Here is a 26157-nt window from a genome sequence, read left to right on the forward strand (position 1 = left end):
GCAGGAGCCGGGGCCGGGGCGGGAGCCGGGGCCGGAGCGGCCATGGGCACGATGGCGCCGTCGCAACCCTTGGCAGCGGTCGCGGGCGTCCAGGAGGCGTCACGCCAGCAGAGTTCGTTGGTGCCGTTCTTCCACACCAGTTCGCTGGTGCCGTTGCGCCAGTTGTCGATGGTCTGGGCGCCAGCAGCCGTTGCCATGGCGGCGGTTGCAAACAGCATTGCCACTCGGTTGAGTTTCTTCATGGTTTTCCTCTAGGTAAGCCGCAGACGACCTGCGTGACGTAATTAGATTAGCGGCGCCTGGATGTGAGCACTCCAAAACGCTCGGGGCATTGTGCCACAAGGATCCACGCGCCAATCCCGGGCATTCAAAGTCAGACAACGCCTACGACCCCGATGCGACATCCGTTGCCCATGTACAACAAGAGCGTCGAATCCAAGGGCCGAATCACGCCGATTAAAATCTTCTGCTGCATTGCACGGTCCCTACCAGCGTCCTTCCTCCATGACCTCATTCGCCAAAGAAACCCTGCCCATCAGTCTGGAAGAGGAGATGCGCCGGAGCTACCTCGACTACGCGATGAGTGTGATCGTGGGCCGTGCCCTGCCCGACGCGCGAGACGGGCTCAAGCCGGTGCACAGGCGCGTGCTGTACGCGATGCACGAACTCAACAACGACTGGAACCGGCCCTACAAGAAGTCGGCCCGTATCGTCGGTGACGTGATCGGTAAGTACCACCCGCACGGCGACTCCGCGGTGTACGACACCATCGTGCGCATGGCCCAGGACTTCTCCCTGCGCCACATGCTGGTGGACGGCCAGGGCAACTTCGGCTCGGTCGACGGCGACAACGCCGCGGCCATGCGCTATACCGAGATCCGGCTCTCGAAGATCGCGCACGAGATGCTGGCCGACATCGACAAGGAAACGGTCGACTACGGCCCGAACTATGACGGCAGCGAGAAAGAGCCCCTGGTGCTGCCCACGAGGCTGCCCAACCTGCTGGTCAACGGCAGCGCGGGTATCGCCGTCGGCATGGCCACCAACATTCCGCCGCACAACCTCAACGAGGTGGTGGACGCGTGCCTGCACATGCTCAAGAACCCTGAGGCGTCCATCGACGAACTCATGGAGATCATCCCGGCGCCCGACTTCCCCACCGCCGGCATCATTTATGGCGTGCAAGGCGTCAAGGATGGGTACCGCACTGGCCGAGGCCGCGTGGTCATGCGTGCCAAATGCCATTTCGAAGACATCGACAAGGGCCAGCGGCAAGCCATCATCGTTGACGAACTGCCCTACCAGGTCAACAAGAAGACGCTGCAGGAGCGCATGGCCGAGCTCGTGCACGAGAAGAAGATCGAGGGCATCAGCCACATCCAGGACGAGTCGGACAAATCCGGCATGCGCCTGGTGATCGAGCTCAAGCGCGGCGAAGTCCCCGAGGTCGTGCTCAACAACCTGTACAAGCAGACGCAGTTGCAGGACACCTTCGGCATCAACATGGTGGCGCTGGTCGACGGCCAGCCGCGCCTGTGCAACCTGAAGGACCTGATCACCGTCTTCCTGGAGCACCGGCGCGAGGTGGTGACGCGGCGCACCATCTTCAACCTGCGCAAGGCGCGCGAACGCGGCCACGTGCTCGAAGGCCTTGCCGTGGCACTGGCCAACATCGACGAGTTCATCCGCATCATCCGCGAGTCGCCCACGCCGCCGGTGGCCAAGTCGGAGCTGATGAGCCGCAGCTGGGACAGCCAACTCGTGCGCGAGATGCTCACGCGCGCCAAGGCCGATGGCGGCACGGTGAACGCCGACGACTACCGTCCCGACGGGCTGGACCGCCACTACGGCATGCAGGGCGACGGCCTGTACCGCCTCTCGGAGACGCAGGCCCAGGAGATCCTGCAGATGCGCCTGCAGCGCCTCACTGGCCTGGAGCAGGACAAGATCGTCGCCGAGTACAAAGAGGTGATGGCCGAGATCGACGACCTGCTCGACATCCTGGCCCGGCCCGAGCGCGTCTCGACCATCATCAGCGAGGAGCTGATTGCGGTGCGCCAGGAGTTCGGCCAGACCAAGCTGGGCGCGCGCCGCAGCGAGATCGAACACAACGCGCAAGACCTCGCCACCGAGGACCTGATCACGCCGACCGACATGGTCGTCACGCTGAGCCACTCGGGCTACATCAAGAGCCAGCCGCTCAACGAGTACCGCTCGCAAAAGCGCGGGGGACGCGGCAAGCAGGCGACAGCCACCAAGGAAGACGACTGGGTCGACCAGCTCTTCATTGCCAACACGCACGACTGGATCCTGTGCTTCTCCAACCGCGGCCGCCTCTACTGGCTCAAGGTCTGGGAGGTGCCCAGCGGCTCGCGTGGCTCGCGCGGCAAGCCGATCGTGAACATGTTCCCGCTGGCCGAAGGCGAGAAGATCAACGTGGTGCTGGCGCTCACGGGCGAGTTCCGCAGCTTCCCGGCCGATCACTACGTGTTCATGGCCACGGCGGGCGGCACGGTCAAGAAGACCGCGCTCGACGAATTCAGCAACCCGCGCAAGGCCGGCATCATCGCCGTCGACCTGGACGAAGGCGACTACCTCATTGGCGCCGCGCTGACCGACAGTCACCACGACGTGATGCTGTTCTCCGACGGCGGCAAGGCCGTGCGCTTCGACGAGAACGACGTGCGCCCCATGGGCCGCAACGCGCGTGGCGTGCGCGGCATGATGCTGGAAGACGGTCAGAGCGTGATCGCCATGCTGGTGGCCGAGGACGAGACGCAGAGCGTGCTGACCGCCACCGTCAACGGCTACGGCAAGCGCACGCCCATTGGCGAGTACACGCGCCACGGCCGCGGCACCAAGGGCATGATCGCCATCCAGCAGAGCGAGCGCAACGGCAAGGTCGTGGCCGCCACGCTGGTGCACACCGACGACCAGATCATGCTGATTACCGACAAGGGTGTGCTGGTGCGCACCCGCGTGGCCGAGATCCGCGAGATGGGCCGCGCCACGCAGGGCGTGACGCTGATCTCGCTCGACGACGGTGACGAGCTCTCCGGCCTGCAGCGCATCGTCGAGAACGACGCCAACGCACCCGAAGGTGGCGAGCCCGACAGCGGCGAACCCGCACCGGCCGCGTGATGGCGCGGCCCTACAACTTCTCCGCCGGCCCGGCCGCGATGCCGGCCGAGGTGCTCGAGATCGCCGCGCGCGAGATGCTCGACTGGCACGGCAGTGGCATGAGCGTGATGGAGATGAGCCACCGCGGCAAGGCCTTTGGCGAGATCGCCACTCAGGCCGAGGCCGATCTGCGCGAACTGCTCGCGGTGCCCCCGCAGTTCAAGATCCTGTTCATGCAAGGCGGCGGCTTGGCCGAGAACGCCATCGTGCCGATGAATCTCTCGCGCGGCGGCGTGGTCGACTTCGTCGTCACGGGTAGCTGGAGCCAGAAGTCGCAAAAGGAAGCCGGCCGCTACGCCGGCGCACGCCTCGCGGCCAGCAACGCTGACAGCCACCACACCACCTTGCCCGCACCGGCCAGCTGGCAGCTCTCGCCGGACGCGCAGTACGTGCACGTCTGCAGCAACGAGACCATCCACGGCGTGGAATTCCACGAGTTGCCCGATCTCAAGGCCCTGGGCAGCAACGCCCCCCTGGTGATCGACTTCTCCTCGCACGTGGCCTCGCGCCCGGTCGACTGGTCGCGCGTGGGCCTGGCCTTCGGCGGCGCACAGAAGAACCTCGGTCCCGCCGGGCTCACCCTGGTCGTGGTGCGCGAGGACCTGCTCGGCCACGCCCTGCCGATCTGCCCCAGCGCGTTCGACTACAAGACCGTGGCCGACAACGCGTCGATGTACAACACGCCGCCCACGTACGCGATTTACATGGCGGGCCTCACCTTCCAGTGGCTCAAGCGCCAGGGTGGCGTGGCCGCCATGGAAGCGCGCAACATCGCCAAGGCCAAGCTGCTCTACGACTTCCTGGACCAGTCGCCGTTCTACGAGAACCGCGTCGCGCCCGAGTGCCGCTCGCGCATGAACATCCCGTTCTTCCTGAAGGACGAGTCGCGCAACGACGCCTTCCTGGCCGGCGCGCAGGCGCGGGGCCTGCTGCAGCTCAAGGGGCACAAGTCGGTGGGCGGCATGCGCGCCAGCCTGTACAACGCCATCCCCATCGAAGGCGTGCAGGCCTTGGTGAGCTACCTGCGCGACTTCGAAAAGGAAATGGCCTGACCCCATGGCATCCCACCCGCAACAAACCGAAGCGCTGGGCGAGCTGCGCGTCCAGATCGACGCGATCGACCAGCAACTGCTGAGCCTGCTCAACCAGCGCGCGCTGGTGGCCGAGCAGGTCGGCGAGCTCAAACGCAAGGAAGGTTCGCCTTTCTTCCGGCCCGACCGCGTGGCCCAGGTCATCGAGAAGATCCAGACCGCCAACCCCGGCCCGCTGCTCAACCAGCACGTGGCGTCCATCTGGCGCGAGATCATGTCCGCCTGCCTGGCGCTGGAAACGCCCCAGCGCGTGGCCGTGCTGGGCCCGCAGGGCACCTTCTGCGAACAGGCCGCGGTCGAGTTCTTCGGCAGCGCCGCCAACCTCATCCATTGCGCCAGCTTCGACGAGGTCTTCCACGCCACCGCCGCGGGCACCGCCCAGTTCGGCGTCGTCGGCGTCGAGAACACCACCGAAGGCGTGGTCGCGCGCTCGCTCGACCTGTTCCTGCGCTCGCCCGTGCACGTGGTGGGCGAGGTGAGCCTGCTGGTGCGCCACAACCTGCTGTGCCGTGGCGCATCGCTGGACGGCATCGAGGTCGTCATGGCCCACCCTCAGGCGCTCGCACAGTGCCAGGGCTGGCTGTCGCAGCACCTGCCGAACGCCGAGCGCCGCGCCGTCTCCAGCAACGCCGAGGGCGCGCGCCTGGCCGCCGAGGACCCGCGCTTCGCGGCCCTGGCCAGCGAGCGCGCCGCGGCGCAGTTCGGCCTGCACATCGTGGCCCATGCGGTGCAGGACGAGGCGTACAACCGCACGCGCTTCGCCATCATCTGCCTGCCGCAGACCCTGGCCATGCCGCCCGCCAGCGGGCGCGACTGCACAAGCCTCGTGGTCTCCGTGCCCAACCGCCCCGGCGCCGTGCACGACCTGCTGGTGCCGCTCAAGCAGCACGGCGTGTCCATGACGCGCTTCGAATCGCGCCCCGCCAAGTCCGGTCAATGGGAGTACTACTTCTACATCGATCTCGCCGGCCACCCCTCGCAGCCGCACGTCGCGGCCGCGCTCGATGAACTGCAACGCCTGTGCGCCTTCTACAAGGTGCTGGGCGCCTACCCGGTGACGGAATGATGTTTGAGCAACTCGGACTGATCGGCTGCGGCCTCATGGGCGGCTCGTTCGCGCTTGCGCTCAAGCGCGCCGGCCTGGTCAAGCGCGTGGTGGGCTACAGCAAGTCGCCCTCCACCACCGAACGCGCCCGCCAGCTCGGCGTCATCGACGTCGAGGCCCCGTCCGCGCTGCTCGCCGTCTCGGGCGCCGACCTGGTTCTGCTCGCCGTGCCCGTGGCCGCCACCGAGGCCACCTTCAAGGCCATCCGCCACCTGGTGCGCAACGACGTGCTCATCATGGACGTCGGCTCCACCAAGCGCGAGGTGATCGATGCCGCGCGCCGCGTGCTGCGCGACCAGGTCGGCGTGTTCGTGCCCGCCCACCCCATCGCAGGCAAGGAACTCGCCGGGGTGGACCACGCCGACCCGGACCTCTACACCGGCCGCCAGGTCATCCTCACGCCCATCGAACGCACCATCCCCACCCACGTGGACAAGGCGGAGAAGGTGTGGCGCGCGCTGGGCTGCCAGGTCAAGCGCATGACGCCCGAGGGCCACGACGCCGCCTACGCCGCCATCAGCCACCTGCCGCACCTACTGGCCTTCGCGCTCATGAGCGCCATCCAGAAGCAGCCCGAGGGCAATGACTTCCTCGCGCTCGCCGGTCCGGGCTTTCGCGACTTCACCCGCATCGCCGCCAGCGACGCCGCCATCTGGCGCGACATCCTGCTCTCCAACAAGGAAGAGCTGATCACGCAGTCGCGCCATTTCCTGCGCGCCCTGCAAGAGCTGGAATCCGCGATCAAGAACAACGACCCCGACGCGCTCGAAACCCTGATCGACCAGGCCAGCGAAGCGCGCGCGAACTGGCGCATGACGGCCATCAAGCCCCAGGGCTGAGCCGCCGACCGCGCATGTTCGACATCCCCAGCCTTGACATTCCTTCCCTGAGCAGCGCCGGGGGCCGCGTGCGCCTGCCAGGCTCCAAGAGCATTTCCAACCGCGTGCTGCTGCTCGCCGCACTGAGCGATGGCCCCACCCTGGTCGAGGACCTGCTCGACTCCGACGACACGCGCGTCATGCTCGCGGCCCTGCGCCAGCTCGGCTGCGCCATTGAAGAAGCCGGCCCGGCCAGCGTGCGCGTGCAGGGCCTGGGTGGGCGTCTGCCGGTGCGCGAGGCAGCGCTCTTCCTGGGCAATGCCGGCACCGCCATGCGCCCGCTCACGGCCGCGCTGGCCCTTATGGCCGCGTCCCAGGGCGCGCGCTTCGAGCTCTCCGGCGTGCCCCGCATGCACGAACGCCCCATCGGTGACCTGGTGGACGCGCTGCGCCAGCTCGGCTGCCCGGTGCAATGTCTGCAGACCGAGGGCTACCCCCCACTTCGCCTGGGCGACGGCGCGCCCCACCCGCTGCATCTGAACGAGCCCATCCGCGTGCGCGGCGACGTCTCCAGCCAGTTCCTCACCGCGCTGCTGCTCGCGCTGCCGCTGGTGGCTCAGGAACACGACGTGGTCATCGAGGTCGTCACCGAGTTGATCTCCAAACCCTATATCGAGATCACGCTCAACCTGCTGCAACGCTTCGGCGTACGCGTGCGCCGCGAGGGGTGGCAGCGCTTCACCATTGCGCGCGGCAGCCGCTACGCCTCCCCGGGGCGCATCGCCGTCGAGGCCGACGCCTCATCGGCCAGCTACTTCATCGCGCTCGGCGCCATCGCGCCGGCCACGCCGGGCACCGACGGCATCGTCATCGAAGGCGTGGGCCTGGACTCCATCCAGGGCGACATCCGCTTCGTCGAGGCGGCCCGCCTCATGGGCGCCGAGGTCGTGGACGAAGGCAACGCACTGCGCGTGCGCCGCGACACCTGGCCGCTCAAGGCCATCGACCTCGACTGCAACCACATCCCTGACGCAGCCATGACGCTGGCCGTGATGGCGCTCTACGCCAACGGCACCACCACGCTGCGCAACATCGCGAGCTGGCGCGTCAAGGAAACGGACCGCATCGCTGCGATGGCCATCGAGGGCCGCAAGCTCGGCGCCACGATCGAAGAAGGCGCGGACTACCTTCGCGTCACCCCGCCCACCGCCTGGAAAAAGGCGAACATTCACACCTACGACGACCACCGCGTCGCCATGTGCTTCTCGCTCGCCGCCTTCAACCCGGCGCGGCTGCCCGTGCGCATCGAAGACCCCAAGTGCGTGGGCAAGACCTTCCCCGACTACTTCGAAACCCTCTTCAGCGTGTGCCACACGCCGGCCGAGCGCATTCCCGTCGTCTGCATCGACGGCCCCACCGCGTCGGGCAAAGGCACGCTCGCGGCCGAACTGGCCTCACGTCTCGGCTACCACCTGCTCGACTCCGGCGCCCTGTACCGCCTGGTGGGCCTGGCCGCCGAACGCGAGGGTCTGTCCACCACCGAAGCCGACCTGCGCGAGCCCGCCCACGCTGAACGCCTGGGCCGCCTCGCCGCCGGGCTGGATGTCCGCTTCACTCCCGGCAAAACCTGGCTGGAAGGCGAAGACGTCACCGAGGCCCTGCGCACCGAATCCGCCGGCATGGCAGCCTCACGCGTCTCGGCCGTGCCCCAGGTACGCACCGCCCTGGTCGACCTGCAACTGCAGATGCGCCGCCTGCCCGGCCTGGTGGCCGACGGGCGCGACATGGGCACGGTGATCTTCCCGGGCGCGCCGCTCAAGATCTACCTCACGGCCAGCGCCGGGCAGCGCGCGCAGCGGCGCCATAAGCAGTTGATTTCAAAGGGAATACCGGCTATACTCGCAGACCTTCTGGCCGACCTTGAGGCACGCGACGCACGCGACATGAACCGCGCGCACGCACCGCTCAAGCCGGCCGAAGACGCGGTGCTGCTGGACAACTCCGAACTGGACATCGAGCAATCGGTGCAATTCGTGTTGAAACGCTGGCACGGCCAACAGGCTTTCCCGGTCCGCTGAGAAGGCAACCCGCAAGCCCCGAAGACCCCGCCGGATGTTCCCCGTCCGCAGGTCCCAGGGATCGTCAACCAACCCGCCGTGTTTCGCACGGCACAACGTCACACCGCCCACCCGTCGTCACCCGCGCTGCTCCCTCCAGGGCATCTCCGCGTCGACACGCCAAGCGGTTTCAGGAAATTTCCATGTCTGAATCTTTTGCCGCCCTCTTTGAAGAGTCCCTCAAGCGCGCCGAAATGCGCGCGGGCGAAGTCATCACCGCCGAGGTTGTTCGCATCGAGCACAACCACGTGGTGGTCAACGCCGGTCTGAAGTCGGAAGCCTACGTCCCGCTGTCCGAATTCAAGAACGACCAGGGCGAACTCGAAGTGCAGGTCGGCGACTTCGTGTCCGTCGCCATCGACTCCGTCGAAAACGGCTTCGGCGACACCCTGCTTTCGCGCGACAAGGCCAAGCGCCTGGCCTCGTGGATGGCCCTCGAGAAGGCCCTGGAATCGGGCGAATTCGTCACCGGCACCACCACCAGCAAGGTCAAGGGCGGCCTCAAGGTCATGGTCAACGGCATCAGCGCCTTCCTGCCGGGCTCGCTGGTCGACAGCCGTCCCACCAAGGACCTCACCCCCTACGAGAACAAGACCCTGGAATTCAAGGTCATCAAGCTCGACCGCAAGCGCAACAACGTGGTGCTGAGCCGCCGCGCCGTGGTGGAAGCCTCCATGGGCGAAGAGCGCGCCAAGCTGATGGAAACGCTGAAGGAAGGCGCCATCGTCAACGGCGTGGTCAAGAACATCACCGAATACGGTGCGTTCGTGGACCTCGGCGGCATCGACGGCCTGCTGCACATCACCGACATGGCCTGGCGCCGCGTGCGCCACCCCAGCGAGGTGGTGCAGGCCGGTCAGGAAATCACGGCCAAGATCCTCAAGTTCGACACCGAGAAGCAGCGCGTGTCGCTGGGCCTCAAGCAGATGGGCGACGACCCGTGGCTGGGCGTGAGCCGCCGCTACCCGCAAGGCACGCGCATGTTCGGCAAGGTCACCAACATCGCCGACTACGGCGCGTTCGTGGAACTCGAGCCCGGCATCGAAGGCCTGGTGCACGTCTCCGAAATGGACTGGACCAACAAGAACGTGGCCCCTTCCAAGCTGGTGTCGCTGGGCGACGAGGTCGAGGTCATGGTGCTCGACATCGACGAAGACAAGCGCCGCATCTCCCTGGGCATGAAGCAGTGCCGCGCCAACCCCTGGCACGAATTCGCCGAGCAGACCAAGCGCGGTGACCGCGTCAAGGGCCCGATCAAGTCGATCACCGACTTCGGCGTGTTCGTCGGCCTGGCCGCCGGCATCGACGGCCTGGTGCACCTGTCCGACCTGTCCTGGAACGAAGCCGGCGAACAAGCCGTGCGCAACTACAAGAAGGGCCAGGAAGTCGAAGCGGTCGTGCTCGCCATCGACGTCGAGCGTGAGCGCATCAGCCTGGGCATCAAGCAGCTCGACGGCGACCCGTTCACCACCTTCGTGTCGGTCAACGACAAGGGCTCCGTGGTGACCGGCAAGGTCAAGACCGTTGACGCCAAGGGCGCCGAGATCGACCTGGGCGAAGACGTGCTGGGCTACCTGCGCGCCTCCGAGATCAGCCGCGACCGCGTCGAAGACGCGCGCAACGTGCTCAAGGAAGGCGACGAAGTCTCGGCCGTGGTCGTCAACGTGGACCGCAAGACGCGCAACATCCAGCTGTCGATCAAGGCGAAGGACAACGCCGACGCGCAGGAAGCCATGGCCAACCTGAGCCAGAGCTCGGGCAACGCCGGCACCACCAGCCTGGGCGCCCTGCTGCGCGCCAAGCTGGACAACAACGGCAACGGCCGCTGATCCGCGTCCAATGACCCGCAGCGATCTTGTCGAAGCCCTGGCCGCCCGGTTCGGCCAGCTCACCCACCGAGATGCCGAGTTCGCCGTCAAGGCGATCCTCGACGCCATGGGCGACGCCCTGGTGAAGGGCCACCGCATCGAGATCCGGGGCTTCGGCAGTTTCTCGGTCAATCGCCGCTCGCCTCGCATCGGACGCAACCCGCGTTCGGGCGAGAGCGTGATGATTCCCGAGAAGCGCGTGCCCCACTTCAAGCCCGGCAAGGCCCTGCGCGAGCAGGTCGACGAGCGCACCGCCCTCATGCAGCAGCACGAGGACAAGCAGCGCACGGGCTGAAGACCCCCTCGCTACAATCGTCCCCCACCACTTGAGGGGATGTTTTGAAGTACCTCATGTGGCTGCTCAACGCGGCCATTTTTTTTGTCCTCTTCGCCTTCGCGCTGAACAACCAGGACAGCGTGACGCTGAAGCTGTTCTTCGGACACAGCTGGGAAGCTCCGCTGGTGCTGGTGTTGTTGCTGGTGCTGCTCATGGGTGTCTTTCTCGGCGTCATCGTGATGCTGCCGCTGTGGCTGCGCGCGCGCCGGCACCGCCAGCGCAGCGGCAACACCACCCTGTTCGGCAACGAGACCACGCTCATGCCGCAAGACCCCGTCGATCGCCGGCATGGACTTTGACCTGACCTGGCTGCTCTGGGGCCTGCCACTGGCTTTCGCGCTGGGCTGGGTGGCTTCGCGCCTGGACCTGCGCCAGTGGCGCATCGAAGGCCGGCAGGCGCCCAAGGCCTACTTCCGCGGCCTCAACCACCTGCTCAACGAACAGCAGGACCAGGCCATCGACGCCTTCATCGAGGCCGTGCAGGGCGACCCCGACACCACCGAGCTGCACTTCGCCCTGGGTAACCTGTTCCGTCGCCGCGGCGACTACGACCGCGCCGTGCGCGTGCACGAGCACCTGCTCTCGCGCGCCGACATCAACCGCAAGGAACGCGAACGCGCGCAGCACGCCCTGGCGCTCGACTTCCTCAAGGCCGGCCTGCTCGACCGCGCCGAGTCCGCGCTGAGCAAGCTCGAAGGCACCGCTTTCGAGAACGAGGCACGCCTGGCCTTGCTGGGCATCTACGAGCGCTCGCGCGACTGGGCACGGGCCCGTGCCATCGCCGAGAAGCTCGACGCCGTGGAGCAAGGCGCCTTCACCACGCGCATCGCGCACTACCTGTGCGAACTCGCCGAACTCGCTCACCGCGAGGGCCAGGCGGAACGCGTGCGTGCGCTGCTCGACGAGGCCGTGCGGCGCGTGCCCACGCTGGCGCGCGGATGGATGGCGCGATCGGCCTTGCGCAACCAGCAAGGCGACGCCGCGGGCGCACTCGACGATCTGCTGGCCCTCACCGAACATGCTCCTGCCGCGCTACCGCTGGCCGCGCGCACGATGGCAGAGCTCGCGCAGCAGACCGGTCGAACCGATCCCGTGCTGCGCACGCTGGGCAACGCCCAGGCCCGCGCACCCTCGATCGACGTCACCGAAGCCCTCGCCCGCCTCGCGCCGCAGCCCGACGGCGCTCGCGGCATGTACCTGCGCCACCTCGAAGCGGAACCCTCGCTGGTCATCGCCAGCCAGTGGCTGGCCGGTGAAACCCTCTCCGATCCTCAGGCTCAGGCCAGCGTGCAGCGCGCGCTCGACCAGGCGATCGGCCCGCTCAAGCGCTACCGCTGCGCGGCCTGCGGCTTCGAGGCCCGCCAGCATTTCTGGCAGTGCCCCGGCTGCCAGGCCTGGGACAGCTACCCGGCACGCCGGGTTGAAGAGCTCTAGGCCTTTCCGTAGCCACCGCCCCCGGGCGTGTGGATCTCGAAGATGTCGCCCGCGGCCATTTCGGCCTGGCCGATGTGCTGCAGCTCTTGCGTGCGCCCGTCGACGCGCACCACGCGGTTGATGCCTAGCGCACCCGGTGCGCCCCCCGCCATGCCGAACGAAGGGTGCACCCGGCCGTTCGAGAGGATGCTCGCCGTCATCGGCTCCAGGAAGCGCACCCGACGCACGCCGCCATCGCCCCCGCGCCAGCGCCCCGTGCCGCCCGAGCCTTTGCGGATCTCGTAGCTCTCCAGCCGCACCGGGAAGCGGAACTCCAGCACCTCCGGGTCCGTCATGCGCGAGTTGGTCATGTGCGTCTGCACCACCGCCGTGCCGTCGAAGCCCTCGCCTGCGCCGGACCCGCCCGAGATCGTCTCGTAATACTGGTGCCGCGCGTTGCCGAAGGTGAAGTTGTTCATCGTGCACTGGCTCGCCGCCATCGCACCCAGCGCGCCGTACAGGGCGTTGGTGATGCAGGTGGACGTTTCCACGTTGCCCGCCACCACCGAGGCCGGCGGGTTGGGGTTGAGCATGCAGCCCGGCGGAATGATCACCTCGATGGGTTTGAGGCACCCTGCGTTGAGCGGGATGTCGTCGTCCACCAGCGTGCGGAACACATAGAGCACCGCCGCCATGCACACGGCCGTGGGCGCGTTGAAGTTGTTGGTCTGCTGCGGGCTGGTGCCGGTGAAGTCGATCTGCGCGCTGCGCTCGGCGGCGTTCACGCGAACCGCCACCTGGATCTGCGCGCCGTTGTCCAGCGGCAGCGTGAATGCGCCGTCCTTCAGCCGCGTGATCACGCGGCGCACCGACTCCTCGGCGTTGTCCTGAACGTGGCGCATGTAGGCCTGCACCACGTCCAGGCCGAACTGCTCCACCATCTTGCGCAGTTCCTGCACGCCCTTCTCGTTGGCCGCGATCTGCGCCTTCAGGTCGGCCATGTTCTGCTGCGGGTTGCGGCTGGGGTACTGGCCGCTCTGCAGCAGCGCGATCATCTCGGCCTCTCGAAGGCGACCCCCTTCCACCAGCTTCACGTTGTCGATCTGCACGCCCTCTTCCTCGATGCGCGTGGAGAACGGCGGCATGGAGCCGGGCGTGGTGCCGCCGATGTCGGCGTGGTGGCCGCGCGAACCCACGTAGAAGGTCGGCTCGGTCGAGGCGCCCACGTACACCGGCGTGATCACCGTCACGTCGGGCAGGTGCGTGCCACCGTGGTACGGGTCGTTGAGCACGTACACGTCGCCCGGCTGCATGCGGCCCGCGTTCTTGCGGATCACGGTCTTGATGCTCTCGCCCATCGAGCCCAGATGCACCGGCATGTGCGGCGCGTTGGCGATGAGGTTGCCCTCGGCGTCGAACAGCGCGCAGGAGAAGTCCAGCCGCTCCTTGATGTTCACCGAGTAGGCGGTGTTCTGCAGTTGCAGGCCCATCTGCTCGGCGATGTTCATGAACAGGTTGTTGAACACCTCCAGCAGCACCGGGTCCACCGTGGTGCCCACGGCGTGGCGCGCGGCGCGCGGCACGCGGCGCTCCAGCACCAGGTGGTCCAGCGCGGTGAGCTGCGCCTCCCAGCCCGGTTCCACCACGGTGGTGGCGTTCTTCTCGGCGATGATGGCCGGGCCGGGGATCACGTCGCCGGGACGCAGGTCTTCGCGCACCACCAGCGCGGCGTCCAGCCACTGGCCTTCGGCGTACAGGCGCACCGTGTCGCGGCGCGGCACCTCGCGCGGCTCATGCAGGGCGTGGCGCGGCTCGGCCGGCGCGTCGCCGGCCACCACCGCCTCCACCGACACCGCTTCGGCGATCAGCCGCTTGCCCGGCATGAGGAAGGCGAAGCGCTGGCGGTACGCGGCCTCGAACGCCGCTTCGATGGCCGCCTGGTCGCCGAAGGGCACGATCAGCGCGGCGTCGCTGCCCTCGTAGCGCACGTGCACGCGGCGGTGCAGGCGCACCTCGCCCTCGCTCACCTGCTGCGCGCGCAACTCGTCGCCGGCGGCCAAGGCCAGGGTGTCGAGCTGCGCGGCGATGGCCTCCAGCGCGCCGGCATCCAGCACACGCTCCACCGCCTGTTCCTTGATCACGTTCTGGTCGGCCAGGCCCATGCCGTAGGCGCTGAGCACACCGGCCAGCGGGTGCACGAACACGCGCCCCATGCCCAGCGCGTCGGCCACCAGGCAGGCGTGCTGGCCGCCCGCGCCGCCGAAGCACTGCAGGGTGTAGCGCGTCACGTCGTAGCCGCGCGCCACCGAGATCTTCTTGATCGCGTTGGCCATCTGCTGCACGGCGATCTGGATGAAGCCCTCGGCCACGTCCTCGGCGGTGCGTCCGGTCTGTTGCGCCAGCTCGGCGAACTTTTCGCGCACGGCCTCGGCGCTGAGGGCTTCATTGGCTTGCGGGCCAAAGACCTTCGGAAAGTGCGCCGGCTGGATTTTGCCGAGCATCACGTTGGCGTCCGTCACGGCCAGCGGGCCGCCGCGCCGGTAGCTCGCGGGCCCGGGATTGGCGCCCGCGCTCTCGGGGCCCACGCGAAAGCGCGAGCCGTCGAAGCTGAGGATGGAGCCGCCGCCGGCCGCCACGGTGTGGATGCTCATCATGGGTGCGCGCATGCGCACGCCGGCCACCTGGGTCTCGAACTCGCGCTCGAAGGCACCCGCGTAGTGCGACACGTCGGTGGACGTGCCGCCCATGTCGAAGCCGATCACCTTGTCGTGCCCGGCCAGCGTGGCGGTGCGCGCCATGCCCACGATGCCACCCGCCGGACCGGACAGGATCGCGTCCTTGCCCTGGAATCGGTGCGCGTCGGTCAGGCCGCCGCTGCTCTGCATGAAGAACAGCGGCACGCCGGGCATCTCGCCGGCCACCTGGTCCACGTAGCGGCGCAGGATGGGCGAGAGGTAGGCGTCCACCACCGTGGTGTCGCCCCGGCTCACGAACTTCATCATCGGGCTGGTTTCGTGCGAGGTGCTGATCTGCGTGAAGCCGATCTCCTTCGCCAGGCGCGCGGCCGCGGCCTCGTGCGCGGTGTAGCGGTAGCCGTGCATGAACACGATGGCCACGCTGCGCAGGCCGGCGTCGAAGGCGGCCCAGAGGCGTTCGCGCAGGTGCGCCTCGTCCAGGGGAACCATCACCTCGCCATGCGCGGCCACGCGCTCCTGCGCCTCGATCACGCGGCTGTACAGCAATTCGGGCAGCACGATGTTCCGGTCGAACAGGCGCGGGCGGTTCTGGTACGCGATGCGCAGCGCGTCGCGAAAGCCCTGCGTGGTGACCAGCAGCGTGGGTTCGCCCTTGCGCTCGAGCAAGGCGTTGGTGGCCACGGTGGTGCCCATCTTCACGCAGGCCACCTGTTCGGGCGTCACGGCTTGGCCGGGTTTGAGGCCCAGCAGGTGGCGAATGCCCGCCACCGCCGCGTCGCGGTATTGCTCGGGGTTCTCGGAGAGCAGCTTGTGCGTGGTGAGCGAGCCGTCGGGCCGCTTGGCCACGATGTCGGTGAAGGTGCCACCACGGTCGATCCAGAACTGCCAGCGGGGGTCTTGCGTCGGGGTCATGTCGGTCGGGCGCGTGCGCCGTGAAGGAATGAAGGAATGAAAGGAAAGCCGGGTCCACGCGGGGGACGGATCCCGCGGATCGTAGCGAGTCGCGTGCCGGTGCGGTGCTCAGCCCTGCATGTGCGATGGCAGCCACAGCGCGACGCCAGGCACCACATAGGTCAACAGCACGGCCACCATCATCAGCACGAACAGCGGCAGCGCCGTGCGCGCGATCCAGGTCACCTCGCGCTGCGTGAGGCCCTGCAGCACGAAGAGGTTGAAGCCCACGGGCGGCGTGATCTGCGCCATCTCCACCACCAGCACGATGAAGATGCCGAACCAGATGAGGTCGAATCCGGCCGCCTGCACCGTGGGCAGCAGCACGGCGATGGTCAGCACCACCATGGAAATGCCATCCAGGAAGCAGCCCAGCACGATGAAGAACACCACCAGCAACAGCATGAGCGCAAAGGGCGATAGCCCGAGCCCACCGATGAACTCGGCCACCTGGCGCGGCAGGCCGATGAAGCCCATGGCCAGCGTGAGGAAGGCCGCGCCCGCGAGGATCAGGCCGATCATGCAGTAGGTGCGGCAGGCGGCCACCAGTCCCTCGCGAAAGCTCGCCCAGTTCAGCGAGCCCTCCAGGCGCGCCAGAACCAGCGAGCCCGCCACCCCCAGCGCCGCCGCTTCGGTGGCGGTGGCGATGCCGCTGTAGATGCCACCCAGCACCAGGGCGATCAGCGTGACGACGGGGATGAGGTGTCGCGAGGCGTGCAGCTTCTCGCGCAGCGTGGTTTCTGGCTCCTTGCCGGGCAGGCGGTCGCGGTTCAACAGCGACCAGACCACGATGTACCCGCTGAACAGCGCGGCCAGCATCAGCCCCGGCACCACCCCCGCCAGGAACAGCTTCGCGATGGACACGTTGGCCGCCACGCCGTAGACGATCATGATGATCGAGGGCGGTATCAGCAGGCCCAGCGTGCCGGCACCGGCCAGCGTGCCGACCGCCTGCGCGTCCGGGTAGCCGCGGCGTTTGAGCTCGGGCAGCGTGATCTTGCCGATGGTGGCGCAGGTGGCCGCCGACGAACCCGAGATGGCCGCGAAGATGGTGCAGCCCACCACGTTGGTGTGCAGCAGGCGCCCGGGCAACCAGTTGAGCCAGGGCGCCAGGCCCTTGAACATGTCGTTCGACAGTTTGCTGCGGAACAGGATCTCGCCCATCCACAGGAACAGCGGCAACGCGGTCAGCGTCCAGCTCGAGGTGGAGCCCCAGACCGTGAGCGCCATGCTGTCGCCCACCGGGCGCTGGGTGAACAACTCCATGCCCACCAGGGCCACGCCCAACAGCGACAGGCCGATCCACAGGCCCGAGCCGAGCACGGCGAACAAGAGCACGATCAGGGTCAATGCGATCACGGCTTCCATGGGGACGGCTCTTTCAAGGGCTTATTCGGTGCGCGCGGCCGAGGCCACGGCGAAGGGGTCGCTGCCGCGCCAGCGCTGCAGCACGGCCTGCACAAAGGCCAGCGTCAGGCCCAGGCAACCCACGGCCATGGCGATCTGCGGAATCCACAGCGGCGTCACGTCGGCGGCGGGCGAAACGTCGTGCGTGAGGTGCGACACCCACACCAGCCGCGCCGCGTACCAGCTCAAATAGAGCGAGAGCGCCGTGCCGGCGAGCAGGCACCACCACTCCAGCGCGGCGCGGCCCCGTGCGGGCAAGCGCTCCAGCACCAGGGTCACGCGGATGTGTTCACCACGCAGCAGAGTGGCCGGCAGCGCCAGGAACAGCGAAGCCGCAATGGCGTAACCCGCGTAGGCGTCCAGACCGGCTATGTCCCAGCGCAACAGGCGCGCCAGGATGCCCAGCGAGACGGTGATGAAGGCCGCGAGCATGCTGACGCAGGAGAGCGCCAACAGCCAGCGGTGAACGGTACGGACGAACGCATCCATCGTGCCCTCCGGCATCGGTTCAACAGGATGAGGAAGGAAGCGCGATCGGCGGGGCGAGGCGGCCTGCAGGTGCCGGGCCCCGCCGTGCGCGGCGATCGGATTACGGCTGCTTGCGGTACGCGTCGACGATGGCCTGCCCCTCGGGGCCCGCGGCCTTGATCCACTCGGCGGTCATGGTCTCGCCGATGGCCGCCAGTGCCTTCTTCACGTCGTCGTTGGGCTGATTGATCGACATGCCGGCGGCCTTGAGCTGGCCGATGTACTCGCTGTCGAGCTTCTCGCTCAGGGCCCAGCCGCGGGTCTCGGCCTCGGCCGCCGCCTTGGTCAACGCGTCCTGCGTGGCCTTGTCCAGGGCATTGAAGTCCTTGAGGTTCACCACCGTCACGTTGCGCGGCAGCCAGGCCGACACCGGGTAGAAGTGCTTCACCTGCTCATGCAGCTTGCTCTCCACGCCGCTGGCGCTGGAGGTGAGGAAGTTCTGCACCGCGCCCGTGGCCAGGGCCTGCGGCAACTCGGCGAGCTGGATCGTCACCGGCTGCGCCTTGAGCAGTTGCGCGATGCGCGTGGTGGCCGGGTTGTAGGCGCGCATCTTGGTGCCGGCCAGATCGGCCGCGTAGTTCACGGGCTTGATCGAGTACAGCGACTGCCCCGGCCAGGGCACCGAGAACAGCACCTTCAGGCCCTGCTGCGCCAGCAGCTTCTCCTGCGCACCGCGCGATGCGTTGTACAGGCGGCGCGCATCTGCATAACCCGTCGCCAGAAAGGGCACCGAGTCCACGCCGAACAGCGGGTTTTCGTTGGCCGCGCCGGAGAGGATGAACTCGCCGATCGGCGTCTGCGCCGTCTGCACCGCGCGCTTGATCTCGTTGGCCTTGTAGAGCGAGCCGCCCGCGTGCAGCGTGATCTTGAGCTTGCCGCCCGTGGCCTTGTCCACGTCGTTGGCGAACTGCTGCAGGTTCTGCACCTGGAAGGTGTTGGCGCCGTAGCCGCTGGGCAGGTCCCACTTGGTCTGCGCGTGGGCCGCGCCGGCCAGTGCCAGGGCACTCAGGCCGATTGCCGTCTTGATCATGGTCGCTCTCCTTGGTCGTTGGCGAGTTGCTGGTTGAGAAGGTCGGTGATCAACATCGCGCCCGGGGCGTGCGTGATGCAGAACGGGGGACGGGCCTGGGCGATCGCCGCCTGGGGCGTGACGCCGCAGGCCCAGAACACGGGCACCTCGTCGGGCAGCACCGCCACGGCGTCGCCGTAGTCGGGCCGCGACAGGTCGTCGATGCCGATGAGCGCGGGGTCGCCCACGTGCACGGGGGCGCCGTGCACGTCGGGAAAGCGCGAGGTGATCTCCACCGCGCGCGCCGCGTCGGCGGCCTTGAACGGCCGCATGCTCACCACCATCGGGCCGGCGAAGGGGCCCGCCGGCGTGGTGGCCAGGCGCGTGCGGTACATGGCCACGTTGCGGCCCTCGTCCACATGGCGCAGGCGCAGGCCGGCGTTCATCAATGCCTGCTCGAACGAGAAGGAACACCCGATCACGAACGTCACGAGGTCTTCGCGCCACAACGCGGTGATGTCGGTGGGCTCGTCGACCAGCTCGCCCTCGCGCCACACGCGGTAGCGCGGCAGGTCGCTGCGAATGTCGATGCCCTCGCCCAGGCCGGGCAGCGACGGGTCACCCGGCGCCCCCACCGCCAGCAGCGGACAGGGCTTGGGGTTGCGCTGGCAGAACAGCAGAAAGTCATCGGCCAGTGCCCGGGGCAGGATCACCACATTGCCCTGCACGAGTTCATCGGCCAGGCCGCTGGTGTGGCGCGTCCACTCGCCCCGGCGGATGTCGCCCCTGACGCGGCGCGCCAGGGCCTGCGCATCGGCGTCGATGCGGCGTGCGCCCATGTCGTCCAGGAATCCCACTTCGTCCGTCTCCGTTGCGTTGGCTTCGTGACAGGCTTGTCACATTGGGGCCGGATTGTGGGCAGTGGCCATCGCCACCACAAACGCAAATTTTCTTGCTCAGCTCATCGATTTTTTCGATGCCTTGCCTTGGGGCGGTTTCGTTCGCTGCCGCCCCATTGCGGTGCCTTCCCGCGCCGCGCTCCACGCATCGACGAAGGCCTGCGCCGAGCGCATCACCGTCTCCACCGCCTGGGCCGACGGGTCGCTGCGGTAGCTGGCGTGGATGGGCAGGGGTTGCAGCCGGGCGTCACAGGGCAGCTCGCGCAGGTCGGCCACCACGAACAGGTGCCGCACGGCCTCTCGCGGCAGCGTGGCCACGCCGAATCCGCCCTGCGCCATCTGCAGCATGGCCGAGACGGAAGAGATGGTGTGCACGCGTCGCGGCTCCACGCGCGCCGCGCGGAACAGGTCGAGCAAGGCCACGTGCGGCAGCGAGCCGCGCTGGAACGTGAGCAGTTCCAGCTCGGCGAGATCGGCCAGGGTGTAGCGCCGCCGCCGGTGCAGGCTGGCGCTGCCCACGAACACCATCTCCATCGACGGCAGCGCGCGCGAGCGCACGCCGTCGGCGGTGGCGGGCAGGGCCGTGAACACCAGGTCCTGCGTGCCCCGGCGCATCTGCTCGATCAGCACCGGCGTGGTTTCCACCGACAACTCCAGCTCCAGCGCCGGGTGCTCGGTGCGCAACTGCTCCATCCAGGGAATGAGCCACGAGTGCAGCACCGATTCGATGGCCCCGATGCGCAGCGACACCGCCAGGGCGTCGCTCGAACCCATCTCGGCCTTGGCCTCGCGTTGCAGCTCCAGCAGGCGCTGGGCGTACACCAGGAAGCGCGTGCCGGCCATGGTCAGACGGAACTGCTTGTCGCGCCGGTCCAGCAGCAACACACCCAGTTCCTCCTCCAGCGCCGCGATGCGGCTGGACATGGCCGACTGCGTGAGAAAGAGCTTCTCGGCCGCGCGCGTCACGCTTTTGAGCGAGGCCACCCAGTAGAAGGCTTCCACGAAGCGCAGGTTCATGCGCGCCTCCGGGGAAATACGGACGGGCCTGGCCCGGCTTTTGCAACTATGCTGCCCGTCTTTGTCATCCGATCAACTTTCTGGAGCGACCATGAAATTCAAGCTTGCCCTGGCCAGCGCCGCCTTCGCACTGAGCGCCGGTGCCCAGGCCCAGACCGCCTGGGACCTGCCCGCCGCCTACCCGGCCACCAACTTCCACTCGGTCAATCTTGCCAGCTTCGCCAGCGACGTGGACAAGGCCACCGGTGGCAAGCTCAAGATCACGGTGCACCCTGGCGCCTCGTTGTTCAAGGCGCCCGAGATCAAGCGCGCGGTGCAGGGCGGCCAGGCCCAGGTGGGCGAGATCCTGCTGACGGCCTACCAGAACGAATGGCAGATGTTCGGTGCCGACGGCATCCCCTTCCTGGCCACCAGCTATGCCGAGTCGAAGAAGCTCTACGCCGCGCAGAAGCCCATCCTGCAGAAGAAGCTCGCCGAACAGGGCATGGTGCTGCTCTACGCCGTGGCCTGGCCGCCGCAGGGCCTGTACAGCAAGAAGCCCGTGGCCAGCGCGGCCGACCTGAAGGGCAGCAAGTGGCGCGCCTACAGCCCGGCCACCTCGCGCATCGCCGAACTGGTGGGCGCGCAGCCCGTCACCGTGCAGGCGGCCGAGCTCTCGCAGGCCCTGGCCACCGGCGTGGTCGAGAACAACATGACCTCCGGCGCCACCGGCGTGGACAGCAAGCTCTATGAACACCTGAAGTTCTATTACGACGTGCAGGCCTGGCTGCCCAAGAACGCGGTCATCGCCAACAAGAAGGCCTTCGACGCGCTCGACAAGGCCACGCAGGACGCGCTGATGAAAGCCGCCGCCGACGCCGAGGCGCGCGGCTGGGCGGCCTCCGAGAAAGTCAACACCGACACGCTGGCCACGCTGAAGGCCAACGGCATGTCGGTGGAGCCGCCATCGGCCGCGCTCAAGTCCGATCTGCAGAAAGTGGGCGCCACCATGCTGCAGGAATGGCTGGGCAAGGCCGGCCCCGAAGGGCAACAGCTGATCGATGCGTACAGGAAGTGAATGCGCAAATCCCTTGACGCTCTGTACCTGGGCGCGGGCTGGCTGGCCGCGCTCTTCATGATTGGTGTGCTCGCGATGGTGCTGCTGTCCATCGTGAGCCGCCTCGTGGGCTTTTACGTGCCAGGCACCGACGCCTATGCGGGCTACGCCATGGCCGGCGCTGGCTTCCTGGCGCTGGCCCACACGCTCAAGGCCAACGAGCACATCCGCGTCACGCTGATCATCGGCAAGCTGCGCGGCGGCGCACGGCGCGGCCTCGAGCTGTGGGCGCTGAGCGTGGCCGTGCTCATGTCGGGCGCGCTGGCCTGGTTCTCGTGGCGTCTGGTGTGGCAGTCCCACACCTTCCACGACATCTCCACCGCCGCCGACGCCACGCCCTTGTGGATTCCGCAGATCCTCATGGGCCTGGGCTGCACGGTGCTGTTCATCGCGCTGCTCGACGAATGGGTGCTCGAGTGGCGCGGTCAACGCGTGCGCGCCGAGGGGGACACGCGCCATGAATGAATTCGTCGTCACCACGCTGCTCATCGTGGCGCTGTTCGCGCTGCTGGGCAGCGGCGTGTGGATCGGCCTCACGCTCGCCGGCGTGGCCTGGATCGGCATGGAGCTGTTCTCATCGCGCCCCGCGGGCGACGCCATGGCGCTCACCATCTGGGGCTCGGCCAGCAGCTGGACGCTCACCGCCCTGCCTCTGTTCGTCTGGATGGGCGAGATCCTCTTTCGCACCAAGCTGTCGGAGAGCATGTTCAAGGGTCTGGCGCCCTGGGTGAACGCGCTGCCCGGGCGCCTGCTGCACACCAACATCCTGGGCAGCACCATCTTCGCCGCGGTCTCGGGTTCGTCGGCCGCCACCTGCGCCACCATCGGCAAGATGACCATCCCCGAGCTCACGCGCCGAGGCTACCCACCCGAGAAGATCGTCGGCTCGCTCGGCGGCGCCAGCACCCTGGGCCTGCTGATCCCACCCTCGATCATCATGATCGTCTACGGCGTGGCGGCCGAGGTGTCGATCGCCAAGCTGTTCGTGGCGGGCGTCATCCCCGGCGTGCTGCTCGCGGCGCTGTTCAGCGGCTCGATCATCGTGTGGGCCCTGATGAACCCCGGCAAGGTGCCCAGCGCCGACGCCAGCCTGAGCTTCGGCGAGAAGCTGCGCGAGGCGCGCCACCTCATCCCCGTGGTGCTGCTCATCGGCAGCGTCATCGGCGCCATCTACAGCGGCATTGCCACCGCCACCGAGGCTGCCGCCATCGGCGTGGTGGGCTCGCTCATCCTCTCGGCCTCGCAGGGCTCGCTCAACTGGGTGAGTTTTCGCGACTCGCTGCTGGGCGCCACGCGCCTGTACTGCATGATCGCGCTGATCCTCGCGGGCGCGGCCTTCCTCACGCTGTCCATGGGCTACATCGGCCTGCCGCGCCACCTGGCCGAATGGGTCGGCGGCCTTGGCCTCACGCCCGGCATGCTGCTCATCGCGCTGGCCGTGTTCTACATCGTGCTCGGCTGCTTCCTCGACGGCATCTCCATGATCGTGCTCACCATGGGCGTGATCCTGCCCACCGTCACCGCCGCCGGCATCGACCTCATCTGGTTCGGCATCTTCATCGTCATCGTTGTGGAGATGGCGCAGATCACTCCGCCCGTGGGCTTCAACCTCTTCGTGCTGCAAGGCATGACGAAACGCGAGATCACCTGGATCGCAGTGGCCTGCCTGCCCTACTTCCTCATCATGGTGGTGGCGGTGCTGCTGCTCTACTGGTTTCCCGGTCTGGTCACCTGGATGCCCTCGAAGATGTAGGTACGCGAAGCCACTAAGATGCCCACCCCGCCCGCGTTTCCCGCGAGCGGGGTTTGTTTTTCCGGAGACCCCTTTTCGTGTTCAAGAACCTCACGCTCTACCGCATCGGCCCCGGCTGGGCGCCCACGCCCGACGCGATGGAGAAGGCCCTCGACGCCGCGCGCTTCCAGCCCTGCCCCGCCACGCAGGACAAATCCGTCGGCTGGGTGGAGCCACGCGGCGAAGCCCACGGCCCGCTGGTGGAAGCCATCGCCGGCCAGCGCATCCTCAAGCTGCAGATCGAAACCAAGTCCGTCCCCGGCGCCGTGGTGCGCCGCAAGGCGCAGGAAGCGGCCGACCACATCGAGGCCACCACCGGCCGCAAGCCCGGCAAGAAAGAAACCAAGGCCCTGCGCGAGGACGCCCTGCTCTCGCTGCTGCCCCAGGCCTTCGCGCGCCAACAGAGCCTGTGGGTCTGGATCGACCCCGAGCGCGGCTGGCTCGCCACCGACGCCAGCAGCCAGGGCAAGGTCGACGACCTCATCACCGCGCTGGTGCGCGCCTTCGACGGCCTGGTCATCACCTTGTTCAACACGCAGGTGACGCCCCAGACCGCCATGACGCAATGGCTCAGCGTGACCGACGCCGAAGAGTGGCCCGAGGGCCTGGCCGTGGAGCGCGACTGCGAGCTGCGCTCCAGCGACGAAGAGAAGTCGGTGGTGAAGTTCACCCGCCACCACCTCTTCAACGACGAGGTGCGCCGCCACATCACCGAAGGCAAGCTGCCCGTGCGCCTGGCGCTCAACTGGGAAGGCCGCGTGGGCTTCACGCTCACCGAGAGCATGTCGCTCAAGAAGATCAACTTCCTGGAGGGCGTGTTCGAGGACCGCCCGGCGAACGACGACGAGACCTTCGACAGCAACGTCGCCATCGGCACGGGCGAACTGCGCGGCGTGCTCGACGCCCTGATCGCCGCGTTGGGTGGTGAACTGCAGCCGGGCCAGGTGCCCGGGCACGAACCCGCGCCGGCCGGCGAGGCGCCAGCGCCTGACGCCACCGTGGCCAGCGCCGACGAAGGCGCGCCGTTCTGACCATGGCTTCGGTGCTCGCCATCTGCCTGGGCGCCTGCGTCGGTGCCTTGCTGCGCTGGCGCCTGGGCCTGTGGCTGAACCAGCCACACGGCCTGCTGCCCTGGGGCACACTGGCGGCCAACTGGATCGGCGCCTACGCCATCGGCCTGGCCATGGCGGTGTTCCACGCCAATCCGCACATCGACCCGGTGTGGCGCCTGGCCATCGTCACCGGCCTGCTGGGCGCGCTCACCACCTTCTCCACCTTCTCCATCGAGGTGGTCACGCTGCTGCAACAGGGGCGTCTGGCGTTGGCGCTGGGCGTGGCCTCATTGCACCTGCTGGGCTCGCTGCTGCTCACCTGGCTGGGGCTCAAGACCCTGGCCTGAGCGGCCCGCCCGCCAGGCTCACATCGACTTGCCGTCGAAGTGCTGCACCGAAATCGCCGCGAGGTCGATGCCCTCCACGCAGCGCAGGTTGATCGCCGCCATGGCGTTGCCCTTCGGGTCGGTGCCTTCGCCGTAGGGATGGATGCCGCACACCGGGCAGAAGCGGTGCTTGATGACGTGCTGGTTGAACATGTACGTGCTCGCGTCCTCCTCGGGCGTCTTCAGCGTGAGGTTCGCGCGCGGCACGAACCACAGCAGCGAGCCCTTGCGCGAACAGATGGAGCAATTGCAGGCCATGCCGCCGTCGATGGTGCCTTCCACCTCGAACGCGACGCGGCCGCAGTGGCAGCTGCCTTGGTACTTCATGGTTGAACTCCTCCTGGGGAAATCGCTTCAAGGCGTGGGACGTGCGCCTTTCGACGATGCATTGGGCGACAAGGCCGCCAGCCCACCCAGGGCAAAGTAGATGCCCGCCGTGGCGTAGCGCCCCCAGCGCACGCCCCCGCGCCCCGGCCGCCAACGCTTCGCCACGGCGCGCGACAGCAGCACATAGACGATGTCGCTGCAGACGGCGATGCCCACGAACAACACGCTCAAGCTCAAGGCCTGCGCCGTGGCGCCGCGCGACGCGTCGATGAACTGCGGCAGGAAGGCCGCGAAGAACAGCGTGGTCTTGGGGTTGAGCAGCGCCACGACCGCGCCCTCGCGGAAGACGCGCCACGCGGCCACGGCGGCGGCGGGCGCATCCGGCGCAGCCGTGGTGCGCGGCGCGCGCAGGGCCTGCACGCCCAGCCACACCAGGTACGCCGCGCCGGCGTAGCGGATCAGCGCGAACGCCAGCTCCGACGCCAGCAGCACCACCGCCAAGCCCAGCGAGGCCACCACTGCATTCATCAGGTTGCCCAACGCCACACCGGCCACCGAAGCCAGCCCCGCCTTGCGGCCCTGCGACAGCGTGCGTGTGACGATGTAGAGCACGGCGGGCCCGGGCGTGACCGCGAGCACCAGCGCGGCGGCCAGGAAGGCCAGCAACAGCGGCAAGGACGGAAGGAAGTCGGGCATGGGAACTCCTTGTGGGCAGACAACGGGTGGTATGCGCTCAGCTGGCCATCGCGCAGCCCTGCGGCTTGAACACGCGCTCGGTCGACGCCGGGTACTTGTCGAGCTTGGTGGCGGGCCGCACAGGCCGACGCACCAGTTCACCGCCGCAATTGGGGCACATACCGGAGAGCTTGCTGGTGGCGCAGGCCTCGCAGAAGGTGCACTCGAAGGAACAGATGCGAGCGTTTCGCGCGTCAGGCGGCAGATCGGTGTTGCAACACTCGCAGTTGGGGCGCAGTCGGAGCATGGATGGCCTCGGCAGGTCTGGGCGAAGCAGACAGTTTAGAAGCTCTCAGCCATCGGGCGCCACCGCAGCGACGACAATGCGGGCCG

General features: G+C 67.9%; 23 protein-coding genes and 1 pseudogene. 14 read left to right on the top strand and 10 right to left on the bottom strand.

Going from position 1 to position 26157, the window contains the following annotated elements:
• Positions 1 to 242: pseudogene (locus BN948_RS18660) on the bottom strand (outer membrane protein OmpA); the annotation flags it as partial.
• Positions 243 to 504: 262 nt separating this feature from the next.
• Here BN948_RS18660 and gyrA point away from each other — a divergent pair.
• The 9 genes from gyrA (at position 505) to lapB (ending at position 11950) form a co-directional block, all read left to right on the top strand.
• Complete coding sequence (gyrA, locus tag BN948_RS18665) at positions 505 to 3141, top strand: DNA gyrase subunit A (protein WP_009517682.1); 2637 nt, start codon at positions 505 to 507, stop codon at positions 3139 to 3141.
• Positions 3141 to 4232 (top strand): 3-phosphoserine/phosphohydroxythreonine transaminase, encoded by a 1092-nt coding sequence (gene serC, locus BN948_RS18670; protein ID WP_009517681.1) that lies wholly within the window; start codon positions 3141 to 3143, stop codon positions 4230 to 4232. The genes gyrA and serC overlap by 1 nt, the downstream gene beginning before the upstream one ends.
• 4 nt (positions 4233 to 4236) lie before the next feature.
• Positions 4237 to 5337: a prephenate dehydratase gene (pheA, locus tag BN948_RS18675; RefSeq protein ID WP_009517680.1), complete on the top strand. Its 1101-nt coding sequence runs from the start codon at positions 4237 to 4239 to the stop codon at positions 5335 to 5337.
• A complete protein-coding gene (locus tag BN948_RS18680; RefSeq protein ID WP_035623168.1) occupies positions 5337 to 6215 on the top strand; it encodes a prephenate dehydrogenase in 879 nt (292 codons plus the stop codon). Before pheA ends, BN948_RS18680 begins: the two co-directional genes overlap by 1 nt.
• A gap of 14 nt (positions 6216 to 6229) precedes the next feature.
• Entirely contained in the window at positions 6230 to 8272 is a 2043-nt protein-coding gene (locus tag BN948_RS18685; RefSeq protein ID WP_009517678.1) for a bifunctional 3-phosphoshikimate 1-carboxyvinyltransferase/cytidylate kinase, read from the top strand.
• A 176-nt stretch (positions 8273 to 8448) separates the two neighbouring features.
• Positions 8449 to 10140 (top strand): 30S ribosomal protein S1, encoded by a 1692-nt coding sequence (gene rpsA, locus BN948_RS18690; RefSeq protein ID WP_272945553.1) that lies wholly within the window; start codon positions 8449 to 8451, stop codon positions 10138 to 10140.
• A 10-nt stretch (positions 10141 to 10150) separates the two neighbouring features.
• Positions 10151 to 10474 carry an integration host factor subunit beta gene (locus tag BN948_RS18695; RefSeq protein WP_009517676.1) on the top strand — a complete coding sequence of 108 codons (324 nt, stop codon included), beginning with the start codon at positions 10151 to 10153 and terminating at the stop codon, positions 10472 to 10474.
• A 44-nt stretch (positions 10475 to 10518) separates the two neighbouring features.
• Entirely contained in the window at positions 10519 to 10815 is a 297-nt protein-coding gene (locus BN948_RS18700) for a LapA family protein (protein ID WP_050980639.1), read from the top strand.
• The gene (gene lapB / locus BN948_RS18705) at positions 10805 to 11950 is read left to right on the top strand and encodes a lipopolysaccharide assembly protein LapB (protein ID WP_009517674.1); all 1146 of its coding nucleotides are present in this window, start codon (positions 10805 to 10807) and stop codon (positions 11948 to 11950) included. Before BN948_RS18700 ends, lapB begins: the two co-directional genes overlap by 11 nt.
• Here the strand turns inward: lapB and BN948_RS18710 are convergent.
• The 6 genes from BN948_RS18710 to BN948_RS18735 all read right to left on the bottom strand — a co-directional run bounded on the left by BN948_RS18710 (position 11947) and on the right by BN948_RS18735 (position 20436).
• The gene (locus BN948_RS18710) at positions 11947 to 15537 is read right to left on the bottom strand and encodes a hydantoinase B/oxoprolinase family protein (protein ID WP_009517673.1); all 3591 of its coding nucleotides are present in this window, start codon (positions 15535 to 15537) and stop codon (positions 11947 to 11949) included. The two genes, lapB and BN948_RS18710, sit on opposite strands and share 4 nt — an antisense overlap.
• Before the next feature lie 108 nt (positions 15538 to 15645).
• A complete protein-coding gene (locus BN948_RS18715) occupies positions 15646 to 16944 on the bottom strand; it encodes a TRAP transporter large permease (protein WP_009517672.1) in 1299 nt (432 codons plus the stop codon).
• A 21-nt stretch (positions 16945 to 16965) separates the two neighbouring features.
• Positions 16966 to 17472 carry a TRAP transporter small permease gene (locus BN948_RS18720; RefSeq protein WP_009517671.1) on the bottom strand — a complete coding sequence of 169 codons (507 nt, stop codon included), beginning with the start codon at positions 17470 to 17472 and terminating at the stop codon, positions 16966 to 16968.
• Positions 17473 to 17572: 100 nt separating this feature from the next.
• Positions 17573 to 18541: a TRAP transporter substrate-binding protein gene (locus tag BN948_RS18725; protein WP_009517670.1), complete on the bottom strand. Its 969-nt coding sequence runs from the start codon at positions 18539 to 18541 to the stop codon at positions 17573 to 17575.
• Entirely contained in the window at positions 18538 to 19359 is an 822-nt protein-coding gene (locus tag BN948_RS18730; protein ID WP_035623177.1) for a putative hydro-lyase, read from the bottom strand. The genes BN948_RS18725 and BN948_RS18730 overlap by 4 nt, the downstream gene beginning before the upstream one ends.
• Before the next feature lie 117 nt (positions 19360 to 19476).
• Positions 19477 to 20436: a LysR family transcriptional regulator gene (locus BN948_RS18735; RefSeq protein ID WP_009517668.1), complete on the bottom strand. Its 960-nt coding sequence runs from the start codon at positions 20434 to 20436 to the stop codon at positions 19477 to 19479.
• 91 nt (positions 20437 to 20527) lie between these two features.
• Between BN948_RS18735 and BN948_RS18740 the strand changes: the two genes are divergently transcribed.
• The 5 genes from BN948_RS18740 (at position 20528) to crcB (ending at position 24723) form a co-directional block, all read left to right on the top strand.
• Entirely contained in the window at positions 20528 to 21493 is a 966-nt protein-coding gene (locus BN948_RS18740) for a TRAP transporter substrate-binding protein (protein WP_009517667.1), read from the top strand.
• Positions 21494 to 21997: a TRAP transporter small permease gene (locus BN948_RS18745; protein ID WP_009517666.1), complete on the top strand. Its 504-nt coding sequence runs from the start codon at positions 21494 to 21496 to the stop codon at positions 21995 to 21997.
• Positions 21990 to 23285, top strand: coding sequence for a TRAP transporter large permease (locus BN948_RS18750; protein WP_009517665.1), 1296 nt, complete (start codon positions 21990 to 21992; stop codon positions 23283 to 23285). The genes BN948_RS18745 and BN948_RS18750 overlap by 8 nt, the downstream gene beginning before the upstream one ends.
• Before the next feature lie 77 nt (positions 23286 to 23362).
• Positions 23363 to 24355 (top strand): recombination-associated protein RdgC, encoded by a 993-nt coding sequence (locus BN948_RS18755; RefSeq protein WP_009517664.1) that lies wholly within the window; start codon positions 23363 to 23365, stop codon positions 24353 to 24355.
• 2 nt (positions 24356 to 24357) lie between these two features.
• Positions 24358 to 24723, top strand: a complete 366-nt coding sequence (gene crcB / locus BN948_RS18760; protein WP_009517663.1) for a fluoride efflux transporter CrcB — start codon at positions 24358 to 24360, stop codon at positions 24721 to 24723.
• Positions 24724 to 24741: 18 nt separating this feature from the next.
• Here the strand turns inward: crcB and BN948_RS18765 are convergent, their stop codons facing one another.
• Genes BN948_RS18765 through BN948_RS18775 form a run of 3 tightly spaced genes read right to left on the bottom strand, consistent with a single transcriptional unit; the run spans position 24742 to position 26071 of the window.
• A complete protein-coding gene (locus BN948_RS18765; protein WP_009517662.1) occupies positions 24742 to 25089 on the bottom strand; it encodes a GFA family protein in 348 nt (115 codons plus the stop codon).
• A 27-nt stretch (positions 25090 to 25116) separates the two neighbouring features.
• Positions 25117 to 25785: a LysE family translocator gene (locus BN948_RS18770; protein WP_009517661.1), complete on the bottom strand. Its 669-nt coding sequence runs from the start codon at positions 25783 to 25785 to the stop codon at positions 25117 to 25119.
• 37 nt (positions 25786 to 25822) lie between these two features.
• Positions 25823 to 26071 carry a DUF1272 domain-containing protein gene (locus BN948_RS18775; RefSeq protein WP_009517660.1) on the bottom strand — a complete coding sequence of 83 codons (249 nt, stop codon included), beginning with the start codon at positions 26069 to 26071 and terminating at the stop codon, positions 25823 to 25825.
• Between the last annotated feature and the right edge of the window lie 86 nt (positions 26072 to 26157).

Origin of the sequence: Hydrogenophaga intermedia (assembly GCF_000723405.1) — a bacterium.
Classification (GTDB): domain Bacteria; phylum Pseudomonadota; class Gammaproteobacteria; order Burkholderiales; family Burkholderiaceae_C; genus Hydrogenophaga; species Hydrogenophaga intermedia.

What these genes read in the sequence shown, in the direction of transcription:
- gyrA (WP_009517682.1), top strand. Translation starts at nt 505, where the DNA reads ATGACCTCATTCGCCAAAGAAACCCTGCCCATCAGTCTGGAAGAGGAG.
- serC (WP_009517681.1), top strand. Translation starts at nt 3,141, where the DNA reads ATGGCGCGGCCCTACAACTTCTCCGCCGGCCCGGCCGCGATGCCGGCC.
- pheA (WP_009517680.1), top strand. Translation starts at nt 4,237, where the DNA reads ATGGCATCCCACCCGCAACAAACCGAAGCGCTGGGCGAGCTGCGCGTC.
- BN948_RS18680 (WP_035623168.1), top strand. Translation starts at nt 5,337, where the DNA reads ATGTTTGAGCAACTCGGACTGATCGGCTGCGGCCTCATGGGCGGCTCG.
- BN948_RS18685 (WP_009517678.1), top strand. Translation starts at nt 6,230, where the DNA reads ATGTTCGACATCCCCAGCCTTGACATTCCTTCCCTGAGCAGCGCCGGG.
- BN948_RS18695 (WP_009517676.1), top strand. Translation starts at nt 10,151, where the DNA reads ATGACCCGCAGCGATCTTGTCGAAGCCCTGGCCGCCCGGTTCGGCCAG.
- lapB (WP_009517674.1), top strand. Translation starts at nt 10,805, where the DNA reads ATGGACTTTGACCTGACCTGGCTGCTCTGGGGCCTGCCACTGGCTTTC.
- BN948_RS18710 (WP_009517673.1), bottom strand. Translation starts at nt 15,537, where the DNA reads ATGACCCCGACGCAAGACCCCCGCTGGCAGTTCTGGATCGACCGTGGT.
- BN948_RS18715 (WP_009517672.1), bottom strand. Translation starts at nt 16,944, where the DNA reads ATGGAAGCCGTGATCGCATTGACCCTGATCGTGCTCTTGTTCGCCGTG.
- BN948_RS18720 (WP_009517671.1), bottom strand. Translation starts at nt 17,472, where the DNA reads ATGGATGCGTTCGTCCGTACCGTTCACCGCTGGCTGTTGGCGCTCTCC.
- BN948_RS18725 (WP_009517670.1), bottom strand. Translation starts at nt 18,541, where the DNA reads ATGATCAAGACGGCAATCGGCCTGAGTGCCCTGGCACTGGCCGGCGCG.
- BN948_RS18730 (WP_035623177.1), bottom strand. Translation starts at nt 19,359, where the DNA reads ATGGGCGCACGCCGCATCGACGCCGATGCGCAGGCCCTGGCGCGCCGC.
- BN948_RS18735 (WP_009517668.1), bottom strand. Translation starts at nt 20,436, where the DNA reads ATGAACCTGCGCTTCGTGGAAGCCTTCTACTGGGTGGCCTCGCTCAAA.
- BN948_RS18740 (WP_009517667.1), top strand. Translation starts at nt 20,528, where the DNA reads ATGAAATTCAAGCTTGCCCTGGCCAGCGCCGCCTTCGCACTGAGCGCC.
- BN948_RS18745 (WP_009517666.1), top strand. Translation starts at nt 21,494, where the DNA reads ATGCGCAAATCCCTTGACGCTCTGTACCTGGGCGCGGGCTGGCTGGCC.
- BN948_RS18750 (WP_009517665.1), top strand. Translation starts at nt 21,990, where the DNA reads ATGAATGAATTCGTCGTCACCACGCTGCTCATCGTGGCGCTGTTCGCG.
- crcB (WP_009517663.1), top strand. Translation starts at nt 24,358, where the DNA reads ATGGCTTCGGTGCTCGCCATCTGCCTGGGCGCCTGCGTCGGTGCCTTG.
- BN948_RS18765 (WP_009517662.1), bottom strand. Translation starts at nt 25,089, where the DNA reads ATGAAGTACCAAGGCAGCTGCCACTGCGGCCGCGTCGCGTTCGAGGTG.
- BN948_RS18770 (WP_009517661.1), bottom strand. Translation starts at nt 25,785, where the DNA reads ATGCCCGACTTCCTTCCGTCCTTGCCGCTGTTGCTGGCCTTCCTGGCC.
- BN948_RS18775 (WP_009517660.1), bottom strand. Translation starts at nt 26,071, where the DNA reads ATGCTCCGACTGCGCCCCAACTGCGAGTGTTGCAACACCGATCTGCCG.